Origin of the sequence: Cellulophaga sp. RHA_52, assembly GCF_007827205.1 — a bacterium.
GTDB lineage: Bacteria > Bacteroidota > Bacteroidia > Flavobacteriales > Flavobacteriaceae > Cellulophaga > Cellulophaga lytica.
Genome location: NZ_VIRZ01000001.1, coordinates 2,137,677 through 2,152,301 on the forward strand (window position 1 = coordinate 2,137,677; position 14,625 = coordinate 2,152,301).

The 14,625-nt window shown below is 30.9% G+C and carries 16 protein-coding genes; 5 read left to right on the top strand and 11 right to left on the bottom strand.

Features of this window, described 5'->3' with window-relative positions; translation table 11 throughout:
• Positions 1 to 223 precede the first annotated feature (223 nt).
• Together mnmA and JM80_RS09405 are read left to right on the top strand one after the other, a co-directional pair.
• A complete protein-coding gene (mnmA, locus tag JM80_RS09400; protein WP_075694233.1) occupies positions 224 to 1,414 on the top strand; it encodes a tRNA 2-thiouridine(34) synthase MnmA in 1,191 nt (396 codons plus the stop codon).
• A 24-nt stretch (positions 1,415 to 1,438) separates the two neighbouring features.
• Positions 1,439 to 2,380 carry a nitronate monooxygenase family protein gene (locus tag JM80_RS09405; protein ID WP_034644565.1) on the top strand — a complete coding sequence of 314 codons (942 nt, stop codon included), beginning with the start codon at positions 1,439 to 1,441 and terminating at the stop codon, positions 2,378 to 2,380.
• Here JM80_RS09405 and JM80_RS09410 read toward each other — a convergent pair whose 3' ends face one another.
• The 10 genes from JM80_RS09410 to JM80_RS09455 all read right to left on the bottom strand — a co-directional run bounded on the left by JM80_RS09410 (position 2,381) and on the right by JM80_RS09455 (position 11,864).
• Positions 2,381 to 3,166 carry an ABC transporter substrate-binding protein gene (locus tag JM80_RS09410; RefSeq protein WP_034644564.1) on the bottom strand — a complete coding sequence of 262 codons (786 nt, stop codon included), beginning with the start codon at positions 3,164 to 3,166 and terminating at the stop codon, positions 2,381 to 2,383.
• 35 nt (positions 3,167 to 3,201) lie between these two features.
• Positions 3,202 to 3,621 carry a response regulator gene (locus tag JM80_RS09415; RefSeq protein ID WP_013619798.1) on the bottom strand — a complete coding sequence of 140 codons (420 nt, stop codon included), beginning with the start codon at positions 3,619 to 3,621 and terminating at the stop codon, positions 3,202 to 3,204.
• Positions 3,618 to 5,234 carry an ATP-binding protein gene (locus tag JM80_RS09420; RefSeq protein ID WP_013619797.1) on the bottom strand — a complete coding sequence of 539 codons (1,617 nt, stop codon included), beginning with the start codon at positions 5,232 to 5,234 and terminating at the stop codon, positions 3,618 to 3,620. The genes JM80_RS09415 and JM80_RS09420 overlap by 4 nt, the downstream gene beginning before the upstream one ends.
• 91 nt (positions 5,235 to 5,325) lie before the next feature.
• Complete coding sequence (locus JM80_RS09425) at positions 5,326 to 5,556, bottom strand: putative signal transducing protein (protein ID WP_013619796.1); 231 nt, start codon at positions 5,554 to 5,556, stop codon at positions 5,326 to 5,328.
• A gap of 210 nt (positions 5,557 to 5,766) precedes the next feature.
• Positions 5,767 to 7,098 carry a DUF58 domain-containing protein gene (locus JM80_RS09430; protein WP_034644563.1) on the bottom strand — a complete coding sequence of 444 codons (1,332 nt, stop codon included), beginning with the start codon at positions 7,096 to 7,098 and terminating at the stop codon, positions 5,767 to 5,769.
• Positions 7,099 to 7,104: 6 nt separating this feature from the next.
• A complete protein-coding gene (locus JM80_RS09435) occupies positions 7,105 to 8,091 on the bottom strand; it encodes a MoxR family ATPase (protein ID WP_144709874.1) in 987 nt (328 codons plus the stop codon).
• On the bottom strand, positions 8,078 to 9,289 hold the full coding sequence (locus tag JM80_RS09440; RefSeq protein ID WP_144709876.1) for a DUF4350 domain-containing protein: 1,212 nt from the start codon (positions 9,287 to 9,289) through the stop codon (positions 8,078 to 8,080). The genes JM80_RS09435 and JM80_RS09440 overlap by 14 nt, the downstream gene beginning before the upstream one ends.
• On the bottom strand, positions 9,286 to 10,023 hold the full coding sequence (locus tag JM80_RS09445; RefSeq protein WP_013619792.1) for a DUF4129 domain-containing protein: 738 nt from the start codon (positions 10,021 to 10,023) through the stop codon (positions 9,286 to 9,288). Before JM80_RS09445 ends, JM80_RS09440 begins: the two co-directional genes overlap by 4 nt.
• A gap of 1 nt (position 10,024) precedes the next feature.
• Complete coding sequence (locus JM80_RS09450; protein ID WP_013619791.1) at positions 10,025 to 10,909, bottom strand: hypothetical protein; 885 nt, start codon at positions 10,907 to 10,909, stop codon at positions 10,025 to 10,027.
• Positions 10,896 to 11,864, bottom strand: a complete 969-nt coding sequence (locus JM80_RS09455; protein ID WP_144709878.1) for a stage II sporulation protein M — start codon at positions 11,862 to 11,864, stop codon at positions 10,896 to 10,898. Before JM80_RS09455 ends, JM80_RS09450 begins: the two co-directional genes overlap by 14 nt.
• Before the next feature lie 34 nt (positions 11,865 to 11,898).
• On the opposite strand from JM80_RS09455, the gene JM80_RS09460 reads away from it, so the two are divergent.
• Together JM80_RS09460 and JM80_RS09465 are read left to right on the top strand one after the other, a co-directional pair.
• On the top strand, positions 11,899 to 12,615 hold the full coding sequence (locus JM80_RS09460; protein ID WP_089118081.1) for an RDD family protein: 717 nt from the start codon (positions 11,899 to 11,901) through the stop codon (positions 12,613 to 12,615).
• 3 nt (positions 12,616 to 12,618) lie between these two features.
• A complete protein-coding gene (locus tag JM80_RS09465) occupies positions 12,619 to 13,239 on the top strand; it encodes a trimeric intracellular cation channel family protein (protein WP_013619788.1) in 621 nt (206 codons plus the stop codon).
• Here JM80_RS09465 and JM80_RS09470 read toward each other — a convergent pair whose 3' ends face one another.
• Positions 13,240 to 13,950 (bottom strand): peptidylprolyl isomerase, encoded by a 711-nt coding sequence (locus tag JM80_RS09470; RefSeq protein ID WP_013619787.1) that lies wholly within the window; start codon positions 13,948 to 13,950, stop codon positions 13,240 to 13,242. It lies immediately after the preceding gene.
• Here JM80_RS09470 and JM80_RS09475 point away from each other — a divergent pair.
• Positions 13,949 to 14,590: a CoA pyrophosphatase gene (locus JM80_RS09475; protein WP_034644558.1), complete on the top strand. Its 642-nt coding sequence runs from the start codon at positions 13,949 to 13,951 to the stop codon at positions 14,588 to 14,590. The genes JM80_RS09470 and JM80_RS09475 overlap by 2 nt on opposite strands.
• Positions 14,591 to 14,625 lie beyond the last annotated feature (35 nt).

The window sequence follows — 14,625 nt, forward strand, 5'->3', positions numbered from 1 at the left end:
TATTAAAAGGTTAAAAAATGTTTAGTTGTAAAAGCTGCATTTTTGTATGTTAAGCAGAGTCATTTTGTTGTTAAGTTTTCGACTAAGTTTTTAGTCCGTTTTTAATCGGTTTTAAATATCGATAAACGGTATATTTCTTTATGAAAAATTAAAGATTTATGGGTGTTAATAGAAATACAAAGCATTTTAGATTTTTGTATTTTTGCAATTCAGATTATAAAAAATGAAAAAAGTAGTAGTAGGACTTTCAGGAGGTGTAGATTCTAGCGTTACAGCTTATCTTTTAAAAGAACAAGGTTATGATGTTATAGGGCTTTTTATGAAAAATTGGCACGATGATTCTGTTACCATTTCTAATGAATGTCCTTGGTTAGAGGATAGTAATGATGCACTAATAGTTGCAGAGAAATTAGGTATTCCTTTTCAAACAGTAGATTTAAGTGCAGAATATAAAGAACGCATTGTAGACTATATGTTTAATGAGTATGAAAAAGGAAGAACACCAAATCCAGATGTACTTTGTAACAGAGAAATTAAGTTTGATGTGTTTATGAAGATTGCAATGCAATTAGGTGCAGATTATGTAGCTACAGGACATTACTGTAGAAAAACTTCTTTTATAAATGAAGAGGGTAAAGAAATACATCAACTTTTAGCTGGTAAAGATGGCAATAAAGATCAATCGTATTTTTTATGTCAACTTTCACAAGAACAACTGTCTAAAACGTTGTTTCCTATTGGAGATTTACTAAAGCCAGAAGTACGAAAAATTGCAGCAGCTAATGATTTAATTACAGCAGATAAAAAAGACTCTCAAGGACTTTGTTTTATAGGTAAAGTGCGTTTGCCAGATTTTCTTCAGCAAAAACTAAAACCAAAACAAGGTGTAATTGTAGAGGTTTCATCTTCATTAGAACAATACAACAATGCAATACCAGAATTTGCAACCAAAGAAGATGAATTGGCTTTTTACGCAACAAAACCAGTTTATAATTTAAATGATGGTAAAGTTGTAGGAGAACACCAAGGTGCACATTACTTTACCAAAGGACAACGTAAAGGTTTAGCTGTTGGTGGTACCAAGGAACCTTTGTTTGTTATAGAGACAGATGTAGATGAAAATATAATATATACAGGGCAAGGTAAAAAGCATCCTGGGTTATACCGTAAAACACTTTTTGTATCTAATGAAGAGTTACATTGGGTACGTACAGATATGGCTTTAGAGGTAGATGAAACTATGGAGGTTATGGCACGTATACGTTACAGGCAAGCTTTACAAAAAGCAACATTGTATAAAGTAGATACTGGATTGTATGTAGATTTTAAAGAAGAGCAGTCTGCAATGACAGAAGGTCAATTTGTTGCTTGGCATATTGGTGATGAGCTAATAGGCTCTGGGGTAATATCATAATTATAAAAGTTGAAAAAAATAAATATGCAAAACAGAATAACATCATTATTTAATATTGAATATCCTATAATACAAGCAGGAATGATATGGGCTAGTGGTTGGAAATTAGCTTCAGCTGTTTCTAATGCTGGTGGCTTAGGAATAATTGGTGCGGGTTCTATGTACCCAGATGTTTTAAAAGAGCATATTTTAAAATGCCAAAAAGCTACAGATAAACCTTTTGCCGTTAATGTGCCAATGTTATACCCTAACGTAGAAGAAATAATGAAAATTATTGTAGACCTAGGTGTTAAAATAGTTTTTACTTCTGCTGGTAATCCTAAAACTTGGACAAGCTTTTTAAAAGAAAATGGTGTTACGGTAGTGCACGTTGTTAGTAGTTTAAAATTTGCATTAAAGTCTGAGGCAGCCGGAGTAGATGCTGTTGTTGCAGAGGGTTTTGAGGCAGGCGGACATAACGGTAGAGATGAAACTACTACTTTAGCCTTAATACCAGCAGTTAAAGAGCAGCTAAAAATACCATTAATTGCTGCTGGTGGTATTGCAACGGGTAAAGCAATGTTAGCGGTTATGATTTTAGGTGCAGATGCAGTGCAAATTGGAAGCAGATTTGTGGCTAGTGAAGAGGCTTCATCTCATCAACTATTTAAAGAAAAAGTTGTAGATGCTAAAGAAGGAGATACTCAATTAACTTTAAAAGAATTGGCCCCAGTACGTTTATTAAAAAACAAATTTTTTAATGAGGTGCAAAATGCATATAGTAAAGGAGCTACACCAGAAGATTTAAAAACCTTGTTAGGTAGGGCAAGAGCTAAAAGAGGAATGTTTGAAGGTGATATGGAAGATGGCGAGTTAGAAATAGGCCAGGTTGCTGCTATTATACATAAAATTATGCCTGCAGCTGACATTGTAAAAGAAATAGTAACCGAGTTTAACTTGGCAAAAACACAAATGGCTAACTTGTAATTAATAGTGTAAAGATTTAAAATAGATAAAGGCATCTAGTAGTCTACTACCATACCAAGAAAAATATTCGCCGTCTACCAACTCAACAGTTGTAGATGGCATTATTTTTTTTATTTCATCTATATGATTTCTTTTAAAAGGATACGGCTCAGATGATAATAAAATAGAGTCTGGTTTTAATTCTTTTAAAGCTTCTAAGGTTGTTTCTGGATACCGTAAGCTATCACTAAAAACATTATCATAGTTATTAAGTGTAAGCATATGATTTATAAAAGTATTTTTGCCTGCAGCCATATATGGTTCTTTCCAAATTAAGTAAGCTACTTTTTTACGTGGTTTGTCTTTTATAAAATCTTTAAAGGTATTTGCTTCATTTCTTATAGTGCTAACAATTTTTGTGGCACTAAACATTTTATTAAAAATTGTGCCATATTGCATTATTAGCTCTAAAGAATCTTCTAAATCATTAATATTAGATACGTGTACAGGGTAAAGTTTTTCTAGCGCTTCTACAATTTCTTTTGTGTTTTCTTCTTTATTACACAAAATTATGTCTGGTTTTGCAGCTTCAATTTTAGCTAAAGATATTTTTTTTGTGCCGCCAACCACTTTTTTAGACATGCGTAAGTGTTTAGGGTGTACACAAAATTTAGTTACCCCAACAATATATTCTTCTAGACCTAAATCTACCAATAATTCTGTTTGTGAGGGAACTAAAGAAACAATACGTAATGGCTTTTTAGGGCAATTAATTTGCCTTCCCATTTGGTCTATAATCTGTTGCATAAAAGCAAATATACCTTAAAAATTAGGGGATGTCATTATATATCATCAGGAAACAAGAAAAAGCTTTTAAGTATGTCTTTAAGTCCGTCTGGTGTTAGTGGTTTACTTTTAAAATCGTTAATTTGTGTAAAGCTTAAGGCTCTTTCTTTATCATCAGGATTTAATGATGTTGTAAGCATTACTATAACGGTTTCTGCCATTTGGTTTTCTTCAAGCTTTTTGTATTCTTGTAAAAACTCCCACCCATTCATTATAGGCATATTAATATCTAATAAAATTAAACTAGGCTGTGGATATTTACCATCAGTCTCTGTTTTTAGATAATTTATTGCTTCTTCACCATTGGTTTTTACAATGATATTATCTGTACAGTTAACTTTTTTAATGACCATTTTATGCAAAAAATTAGTTGCATCATCATCATCTATTAACAATATACTTTTTAGCTTGTTCATTTTTGTTTTTTAATAGTAAATTTAAATTCGCTTCCCTTATTAGGTTCAGATATTACCCATATTCTGCCTTCATGCATTAATACAATTTTTAAGCAATGAGCAAGTCCTATTCCTACACCATCATAAATGTCTTTAGAATGTAAGCGTTGAAACATAGAAAATATTTTATCCTGATGCTTTTTTTCTATGCCAATGCCATTATCTTTTACACTAAACTCCCAATATTCTCCAATATCTTTTCCTTGTATTTCTACTACAGGTGCGTTTCCTTTTTTTTGAAACTTAATTGCATTGCCAATTAAATTTTGAAAAAGAATACGTAATTCTGTTTTTTGCCCATAAATTTTCGGTAACTTTTTATGTTTAATAGTGGCATTTATATCGTTTAAATTAGGCTGTATTTCTGCAATAATATTTTTTACAAGTTTGTTGGTTTTTACTTTGGTAACATTATTTTTTACTCCAATTCTAGAGTAATCAAAAACGGCTTTAATAAGTAGGCTCATTCTTGTGGTAGCTTGTCTAATAAAATTAAGATAGGTTTTGCCATTTTCGTCTAACTTATCTGCATATTCTTCTTTAAACAGTTGTGTAAAATTTAGTAATGTACGTAGTGGTTCTTGTAAATCATGAGAAGCAATAAATGCAAACTGTTCTAGTTCTTTATTTTTTTGACTAACAACATAATGGGCATTTTTTAAGGCTGTAACTCTTATTTGTTCTTTTTTGTGGGCCGAAATGTAATCTAGCATAATACCAATAAAAGGTATAGCGTAGGATATTGCCTTTAAGGTGTGTGCAATGTTAAAATTAGAATCATGTAAATTCTCAGATCCAAAGGCCATATACATTTGTGTAGCAATTGCGGGTATCATACTCCATAAGAGTGTGTTAGAAAAAACACTATTTTCTTTTTTATTTAACTTCGGAAATAAGTAAATAGCCATAAATAAGAAAAGAATAAGCGAAATTAAATCATACGGTCTTGTTACAAAACTGTTATGAAATGTTGTAATTGGTAAGGACTTGCTAGATGCTACAAAGTACATAGTTAAATATGCTAAAAGCACAAAAAATAAGGATACTAGTAAAACAAAACGTCTTCCTCTTTTAGGAATCATTCTTTTTTCTTTTATAAGAAAAATGCTTGCTCCAATAATTAAAATAACACTATTAAAAATTCTTGAGAGCGCCCAAGTAAAGGGTAAAAAGTTATCGTTAGTAGATGCAGAGTCTATTATATTTACAGCAGCTAATGCATGAAAACCATCAATAAAACCAGCACAAAGTAGTGCGGCACCAATTATAGGAGTTGTAGGGTTGTTGGTTATTCTGTATTGTATAAAGGCTAAAATTGCAGTAGATACAGCAATACAAATAGCTGTCCATTCTAAAATTAAGTGAGTAAAAGTACCTCTTAAATGAGTTAAAATTAAATTTTGAGACGCATCATCCAAGACAACTTTATCTCCACTGGCATCTAAAACTACGTTTATACTTCCAAAATTAACTCCAGCTAGCTGAAGAATAAAAGGAATAATACATATAACCAGTAGTGTTACAACTAAAGTTTTAGAGAACTTTAGTTCTTTTGTTATGGGGGGAGTTTTCATATGTAAATAAATACCTACACTAAAAATAAGTAATAATAGTAAGGTATTAAGTGTTTTTATAACTTATTTTTTTATTAAATAAGTTTAGCGGTTATAATTCTTTAATATAATTATTAACTATTTCTAAAGCTTTTTCAGCCTCATCATTATGTACATATAAATCTTGCTCTCCAGGTATAGCTGAAGCAAAACCAGCTAGTCTTCCTGATTCTGACTCATCTTTAACAACGCCTTCAATATTTATTTGTAGCAGCTTTTCTAAAATAGCCTTTACGTTAAATTGGTTTCCGCTATATATTTTTTTGTAGTTAGTTTTTAACATAGGTTTTAGTTCAGGTTTAAAATATATAATATACGGAAAAATAAAGAATTTTTATTTTAAAACCTGTCTTTGTAGTATTTTTTTTAGACCAAACTTGTAAGTGTTTCTTTTACAGTGGTCTGTTTTGTAATATAAGAGGTGCTAGGCAATGTTTTTAGACTAATTGTCTACTATTTTAGGAAGTATAAAGCATTTGTAAATAACATTTTATTATAAAAGTCCTCTCGCCTTAATTTCTAAATATTTATTAATAGTATTAATTGTTAGTTCCTCTGGCTTGGTAAGTATAGTTTGTATGCCATATTGCTGCAGTTCTTTCTGCATTAATTTTTTATCCATACTAAATTTTTCTGCAATAGTTTTGTGGTAAATACCTTGTAAGTCATCAGCACTAGTATTTATGAGTTCTTCTAGCTCGGTATTTTCAAAAAACACAACAACTAAAACGTGCTTTTTGGCAATGGCAAGTAAAAAAGGTAGTTGCCTACGCATAGCTGTAATGTGCTCAAAATTTGTGTAAAGCAGTAATAAACTTCTGTGATTTACTTTTCTTTTAATATGCGCGTAAAGCAATCCAAAATCTGAGTCTGTGTACTCTGTAGAAATATTGTAAAGCTTTTCTAGGATAGAGTTTAAATAAGTTGGTTTTTGTACAGCAGGTAAAAAAGTCTCTATGTTTTTAGAGAATGATATCATCCCAGTTTTATCATTTTTTTTAAGAGCTACATTAGAAAATGCGAGTGTACTATTTATAGCATAATCTAACAGTTTTAGACCATTAAATGGCATTTTCATTACTCTGCCAGTGTCTATAACAGAATAAATTGGTTGCGATTTTTCATCTTGGTATTGGTTTACCATTAACTGGTTACTTTTTGCTGTTGCTTTCCAATTTATGGTTCTAAAGTCGTCTCCTGGAACGTACTCTTTAATTTGTTCAAACTCTTGGGTATGTCCAATACGTCTAATTTTTTTCATTCCAAATTCAGATAATTTATTGCTAATAGCTAAAAAATCATATTTCTGCATTTGTATAATAGACGGGTAAACAGGTACCATTTGGTTTTTTAAATACAAGAACCTACGTTTTACTATGCGTAGGGGAGTAGAGGCATAAATATTTAAATTACCAAAATAATATTCTCCACGTTCTACAGGTCTAACTGTATATTCAAAAATTTTAGGTTCTTTTTTAGTAAGTATGGTGTTGTATTTAAAATCTCTTTTTTGAAATTGAATAGGTAATTCCTCTACTACAGTGATACCAGTTTTAAAATCGTATGTGCTTATAAATTCCATAACAATAGGGTTATGGTCACTGTTTGATAATTTTTGAGGCAAGCTTCTGCTGGCTTTTACACTGTTTTTTGTAGCGTAAAGTAAAACAATATCAAACAAAAACATTGCTAACAAAACCATAGTACAAATCCACGCAATAGGGTATAGCCATTTGTACCAGTATGATGTCATAAACATTGCTGCTAGTATGGCTAGGTACCAAAAAAAGGTATTGTGTATGTAAAACGATTTTAAAAAGCGCATGTAGTATTATCTAGGTATTTCTACAGATTCAATTATCATATGCACAACACTTTCTGTTGTCATACCTTCCATTTCGCGTTCTGGAGTTAAAATTACTCTGTGGTTTAGCACAGGCTCTAACGCCTTTTTTACATCTTCTGGAGTAACAAAATCTCTACCGTTAATAGCAGCAAAAGCTTTAGCGGCGTTTAAGGTAGCTAAAGAGGCTCTAGGAGAACCACCAAGGTATAGGTGTGGGTGGTTACGAGTTTTTGAAATTATCTCTGCTATGTAACGCAGAATTTTAGCTTCTACAATTACATCTTGTATGTTTTTTTTATACTCTTTAAGTTTATTAGGAGAAAGTATATCATTAATTAATGTTTGTGGCTTAGCTCCTTTACGTTCATGATGAGTTGTAATTATTTTTATTTCTTCTTCTAAGTTTGGGTACTCTACTTTTATTTTAAACAAAAAACGGTCTAATTGTGCCTCTGGTAATGCGTATGTGCCTTCTTGTTCTATAGGGTTTTGGGTAGCTAAAACCATAAACGGAGCTTCCATTTTGTATGTTTTACCATCCATAGTAACTTGTGTTTCTTCCATAATTTCAAACAAAGCGGCTTGTGTTTTAGCAGGAGCTCTGTTTATTTCATCAATTAAAATAATGTTAGAGAAAATGGGCCCTTTTTTAAATTCAAACTCAGAAGATTTAACGTTAAAAATAGAAGTACCTAAAATATCACTAGGCATAAGATCTGGAGTAAACTGTATACGACTAAAATCTGTTTTTAAAGTTTTAGCAAATAATTTAGCAGTAACTGTTTTTGCAATCCCAGGGACACCTTCAATTAACACGTGGCCATCTACTAAAAGTGAAACAATTAACAACTCTACAAAACGGTCTTGACCAATAATTACTTTAGCCAGCTCTTGTTTAATACCTGTTACGGCATTTTTTAAATCTTCTAGAGGTATTCTATTATCAAAATTGATATCGTTATTTGCTTCCATTTGCTTTGTCTTTAAATTGTTCTATTTTTTTATCTAATGCTAACAGCTCGTCATTAGTTATGCTGTGTTTATTCATAAGATTATCTAAAAAAAGAAATAAATTTTTAATTTCTTCCTTTGTATGAAAACTTCTGGCAGAGACTGTATTGTAAAAATCATCATTCTTTTCTAAAGTATTTACATGAAATTTAGATCGTACAAAATCCATAAAAAAGTTAATCTTATGTTCTGCAATTTCTTTTTGCCTGTTTTTTTGATAATACATATCTGCTATGGTACGTGTAAACGCCAAAGTCTGATTTTTTAAAGGGGTAACCACAGGTATAGCTCGTTGTTTTCTTTTTCCTTCAAAAAACACATAAAATAAAGCACCAATTAGGGCTATGTAATAGGCCCATTTTAATTCTTTAGCACTTAAAAATATGCGCATTGGTGAAGTGTAAAATGTTTTGCCCGTTTTATGATGATTATCTACATACACATTTTTAGTAGTATCTATATAAGCCAATAAAGAAGATGTAAAGTCTGTATTATTTTTATTCTCTAAAATGAAATAATTGGTAAATGCATAAGGGAAATGATTTAAAATAACAGTTCCGTCACCGTAATTCTGCTTTATAATATTTGCATTTTTTATAGATATGGTTTCAAAATTATCTATAACTCCTAATACTTTGGTATTTAATGTGTCTATTTTAGAAAAATAAGTTACATCAGATTTTTTACTAAACACTATAGGTTTATCACTTTTTAAAGAAGGATTAACCAACTGCATATAAAAGTGATGATTTATATCATTTGTATAAAGTGTTTTAGAGCTAAAATTAAGCTCATCTTTTAAAGCGTGACTAAAACTAGAGCCAGCTAAGTATAGTGTATTTCCTTTGGCGGTCCACTCTAAAAGTTTTTTAACTTCACTTTTGTCTATATCTAGGGTGTTGTTTATTAAAACATAAGTGCCAGAAATATTGTTGTTTTTATTTAAAAAAATATAAGGAGGTTCTTGCACTGCGGTTATTTTATCACCTAATCTTTTTTCTAAAATATCATTAAAAACCTTTGTTCCAAATGGTATTTTATGGTGTGTAGTAAAAGAAGGAAACCAATTAACTTCTTTTGGTTTATTGTATTCCAAAGCTAAGTAAGTAACAAATGTTACTACTAAAATTATTATATATGATTTTCCTTTTTTTATCACTTTTTGGTAATACTATTTTGTAGTTTAATAAACTCAGCAGCTGCTTTATTGTATTTTGTTTCGTCTATTGCAAAATCTCCATACCAAATATAATCATATAACCTAGTTATAGTTACAAAAGGTTTAGCGTAAGTAGAGTTGCTTAATTCTTTTTGGTAATCGTCATTAGTTTTTTGTAATTGCCAGTCTATAAGATCTTTTTCACTCATTATTTTTAAGATATACAAGTAGTAATATCTAATTGCTAACCTGTAGTTTTTATCTTCTAATGCATTTTTTATTAACTGCTGAATATCTTCATTTTTTATAATGTTTTCTTCTTCAGATAAGGTAACAGCACTCTTGTTCTTTTTAGATAAGCTTATGCTGTTCATATTTGTTTTTAAAAAGAATAGTACAGCAACTACAATTAAAATAACCAGTAGTAAATATGGTAATAGACCTAAAAAAGCAGACAAATAGCCAACAGCTTTTTCACCTCCAAATAGCCATTGAAAAAAGCGCAACCAGTAAGAGTATAACCAAGTTTTAAATTTTTCCCACCAAGAGTTATCTGCTTTTTCTAAGGTGTAATTATAGCTAGAGTCATCTTTATAGGATTGTAAGTCTTCTTCTGTAATTTTCTGTACAGGCATAGAAGCATCATCATACTCTACATTGGTAGAGTCTTGAAAACTGTACGCAGATATAGAAAAAGTAATGCAAATAAGTAAAGAAAAAAGAAGCTTTTGCATATTAAAGATTGGTAGAATTACCTAAATTTTGAATACGCTCCATTGTTCCAGTTAAATTTTTTCTTTCGTTTAAATCAAAATATATAAAAGCGCCAGCAACAACAGTTATAATACTTAATAGGTATTGAAATAAAGCCGTTATAGTATTTATGGCTATTCCTATTGGGTCTATTAAAGTGTCTCCCATATTACTAGGATCTATTTCTGCAGAAAACACACCCATTTTTGCATACATATAAATTGCAGACGGTACACTAAATGCGTAACCTGCTACGGCAACAACAATACCAACAACAAGCATAGTGGCAAATGTTATCCACCAATAATCTTTAATTAAACTAAAACTATAGCTAAAAGCATCACCAACAGGTTTTTTATTAAAAATTAAAATACTAAAAGATAGGGTTAGTGGTACATACAAATATATTCCAGGTATTAAACAAAGCATTAAACCAAGACCCACACAAATACCTACTAAAAATGCTAATCCTATAAACTTCCAAAAAGTACTATATACTTCAGATTTTATCTGATCAAAATTAATAACTCCGTTGTTTTCTACATAATTTTTTATATAGTGTAAGGTAACGGACTGTGCCATTGCATAAGCTGCTCCCATAGATAAAATAAATACCAATGCTGCAACAAAAACCATTAAAACGTTAGTTACTTCATTAGAGCTTTCAATATTAAAATTCATTAGTCCTCCCACGGTATAAGCATAAAAGGCATTGCAAATTAAAAATATGACTAAATAAGGACCGGCTATTTTAAAAAAGGTATTAAAAAATGGTTTTAACTGAGTTCTTAAAAAAGCAAAAGTATCTCCCAGAATCTCACCTAAGTCTCTTTTCTTTTTAAACTCTACATAATTATTGTTCTGCATGGTTGGTTTTTTTGTGTAATAAATAAGGGTAAATAACGTAATAATATAAAATTAAAGCTAACGAGCTTGTAATAATTAATATTGCAAGCCAGTCTGGCATTTCTGTATGTCTGGTTACAAAGCCTTCTAAAAAGCCAGCAATGATAAAGAATGGTACTGTAGATAACATTATTTTTAATCCGTTTACAGTGCCTCGTTTAAAAGATTCTAACCTTGTATATGTCCCAGGAAAAAGAATTCCTTTAGCTAAAACAAGTCCGGCGCAACCAGCAATTATAATTACAGATATCTCTATAGTCCCGTGTATCCAAATGGTACGTGCAGACTCCCATAGCAGGCCTTTTTCATAAAACATATATTGGAAACTGCCTAACATAATGCCATTTTGCATCATAATAAACAAAGAACCTATACCAAGTAAAATACCATAAATAAAAGCCATTATAGCTACTTTTATATTGTTAATAGTAATGCCTAAAAACATTTTAAATTCAGTTTGTTGTTTGTAAACAGCCATAGGGTCATCATTAGCAATATTTTCTAAAGTCATATTTACATATCCATCACCTAAAAATGACCTAACAAAATCACCATCATTAGCTGCAGAGAAAACTCCTACTGCGCAAAAAAATGTAAAAACAAGAAATGCAATTAGCAATTCACGACGATTGTGATAAAATAATGTAGGAAATTCTGTTTTCCAAAAGCTGATTATTCTGTTTTTTGGTTCTTTTTTTGTCTTATATATCTTTTGATGCGCCTCTGAAGCCAAAGAATTTAAAAAAAAAGCAGTGTTGCTACCAGGGTAAAAAGTCTTAGCATAGCTAAGGTGATCGGTAATTTCAATATACAAATCAGACAATTTGTTTGGGTCAATTTCCGTTTTCTTTGCCAGGACACTTTCAAAAGTAGTCCATTTGTCTTTATTTTGCTTTACAAAGGCAGCTTCGCGCATTGGCTTTTAAGATTTGTACCAAAGAAACTAAAATATGAACGAAATTCAAATAGAAACTGCTCAAAATATTAGCATTCATCAAAATGCTGCACATTTGGGTGATAGGATGCTAGCCTATATTATAGATAGCATTGTTATTTTTGTTTATACGTTATTAATGATTCTTTTACTGGTATATATGAACATTACTTTTGAAGATATGTGGCATTTGTATTTAATTGTAACATTGCCAGCTTTCTTCTATTATTTGTTGTTAGAGTATTTTATGAATGGCTCTACAGTTGGTAAAAAAATAATGTCTATAAGAGTTGTAAAACTAGATGGCTCTACACCAAATTTTTCTAGTTATTTTATACGTTGGATTATGCGTATTGTAGATGTGGTAATGTCTTCAGGAGGTGTTGCGGTACTTACAATATTGTTAAGAGGTAACGGACAGCGATTGGGAGATATAGCAGCAGGGACTACAGTAATTACTGAAAAGAAAAAGGTAAAGCTGCAAGATACTATGGTAGCTAACTTACCAGATACTTATAGACCTAGTTACCCACAAGTAACCGTTTTTAAAGATGCAGAAATGCAAACCATTAAAGAGCTGTTTAACTCTGCAAAACGCAATGGAGACCATAATGTTATTGTTTCATTATCAAAAAAAATAAAAGAAGTAACCAATATAACAACCCAAGAGAAGCCTATAGATTTTGTAGCAACTGTTATAAAAGATTACATTTACTACACACAAGAATTATAGCGTATGTTTTATTTGGTTATAGATATTTTAGGAACCATAGCGTTTGCAATATCTGGTGTGTTGGTAGCAATGGATAAAAAACTAGATCCTTTTGGAGTTTTTATAGTTGCTTTTGTAACAGCGGTAGGTGGTGGTACTTTAAGAGATTTATTATTAGGTAATACACCAGTTACATGGTTATTACAACCCATTTATATTTACACTATTTTAATAACAGTTGTGTTGTCTATATTGTTTAGGAAGCAATTAAAATACTTAAGAACATCTTTATTTTTGTTTGATACTATTGGTATTGGTCTGTACACATTAGCAGGTGTAGAAAAAGGTTTAGACGCAGATTTATTACCCGTAATGTGTATTGTAGTAGGTACAATAACAGCTTGTTTTGGAGGTGTTATAAGAGATATTTTGTGTAATGAAATACCTGTAATATTTAGAAAAGAGGTATACGCCACGGCTTGTATAATAGGGGCAAGCAGTTACTTTTTTTTAATAAAGTTACCCATAAAACCCAACTACATTTATGTAGTTTGCATTTTAATTGTAATAACGGTGCGTTTGTTGGCTGTTAAGTTTAAAATTGCCTTACCAACAATATACCCTCCGGTAGAAAGCAAAAAGTAGTTACTTTACAACCTCGGCTTTAATAATAAAAATGTTTTGCTTAGGCCAATCGCCTTCATCTACAGGTTGTCTGTTAATTAAATCTACCACATCCATACCTTTTATAACTTTTCCAAAAGGAGTATAATCTTTATCTAAATGGTAAGACCCAGGCTTTGTAACAACAATAAAAAACTCATAAGGAGAAGCTAACTTATGTGGGTTGTCATTTTCACTACTAGGCATAGATATAACACCTCTATGGTGTTTGTGTCCTTTTTTTGTATCTGGAGGCAATAAATACCTGCCAATTTCACCTCTTTTTTTAGCGGTTTTTCTGTTGTCAGCATTACCGCCTTGAATAATAAAATTTTTAACTACTCTGTGAAAATAGGTGTCGTTAAAATATCCTTTTTTAGTTAGGTAAATAAAATTTGCCTTGTGGTAGGGTACATTATCAAAAAGTTGTAATGTAAAACTACCAAGGTTGGTTGTAATTTTTACTTTATCTTCTTTTAATGTTTTGTTGTATTCATAAAAAAAAGGAATAGCATTTTCTTCTGTAAGTACAAATTTTTCTTCTTTTTTAGTAACTTTAGAACTGTCTACTGCAACAGTATCATTTTTAACTTTAGTCTGTTTAACTTTTTGTTTGGGTTTGGGTGTATTGTTGCAACCAGTAGTTAAAATTAATAGTAATAGTATAGCGTAAGATAGTATCTTTGTATTCATGAATTTTGATGATTTTACCAAAAGAATTTCAAAAATAAAGAATCTTCCATTATTAGGTGAAGAATCTCATAACAAAATGGCTCCGTCTATTAGAATTGATGAGCTAAGTAGAATGAAAAACCAACGCGATAAAGCACGTAAGGCAGCTGTTATGGCATTATTTTATCCTACAAAGGAAAATAGTACTAATTTGCTGTTAATGTTACGTAAAACCTATAAGGGTGTACATTCCAATCAGGTTGGTTTTCCTGGAGGGAAAGTAGAGAAAGAAGATGAGAATTTGTTGCATACTGCTTTAAGAGAAACTTATGAAGAAGTTGGTGTGCCTCAAAATAAAGTTCAGGTTATGGGCAAATTGTCTTCAATTTATATACCTCCAAGTAATTTTGAAGTTCAGCCTTACATTGGTGTGTATCCTAACCCTACGCCTTTTGTAATACAGGAGTCAGAGGTAGAGCATTTGGTAGAGGTTTCTCTACTAGATTTTATGGATGATAGTAAAATTAGTACTCAAAATTTAACAACTTCTTATGCTAAAAATATTGATGTACCTGCTTTTAAATTAAATGGTTACGTGGTTTGGGGAGCAACTGCAATGATTATGAGTGAACTTAAAGAGCTACTAAAACAATTGTTATAATTATATAAATTTGTAGATTTGGCAACACAACAATA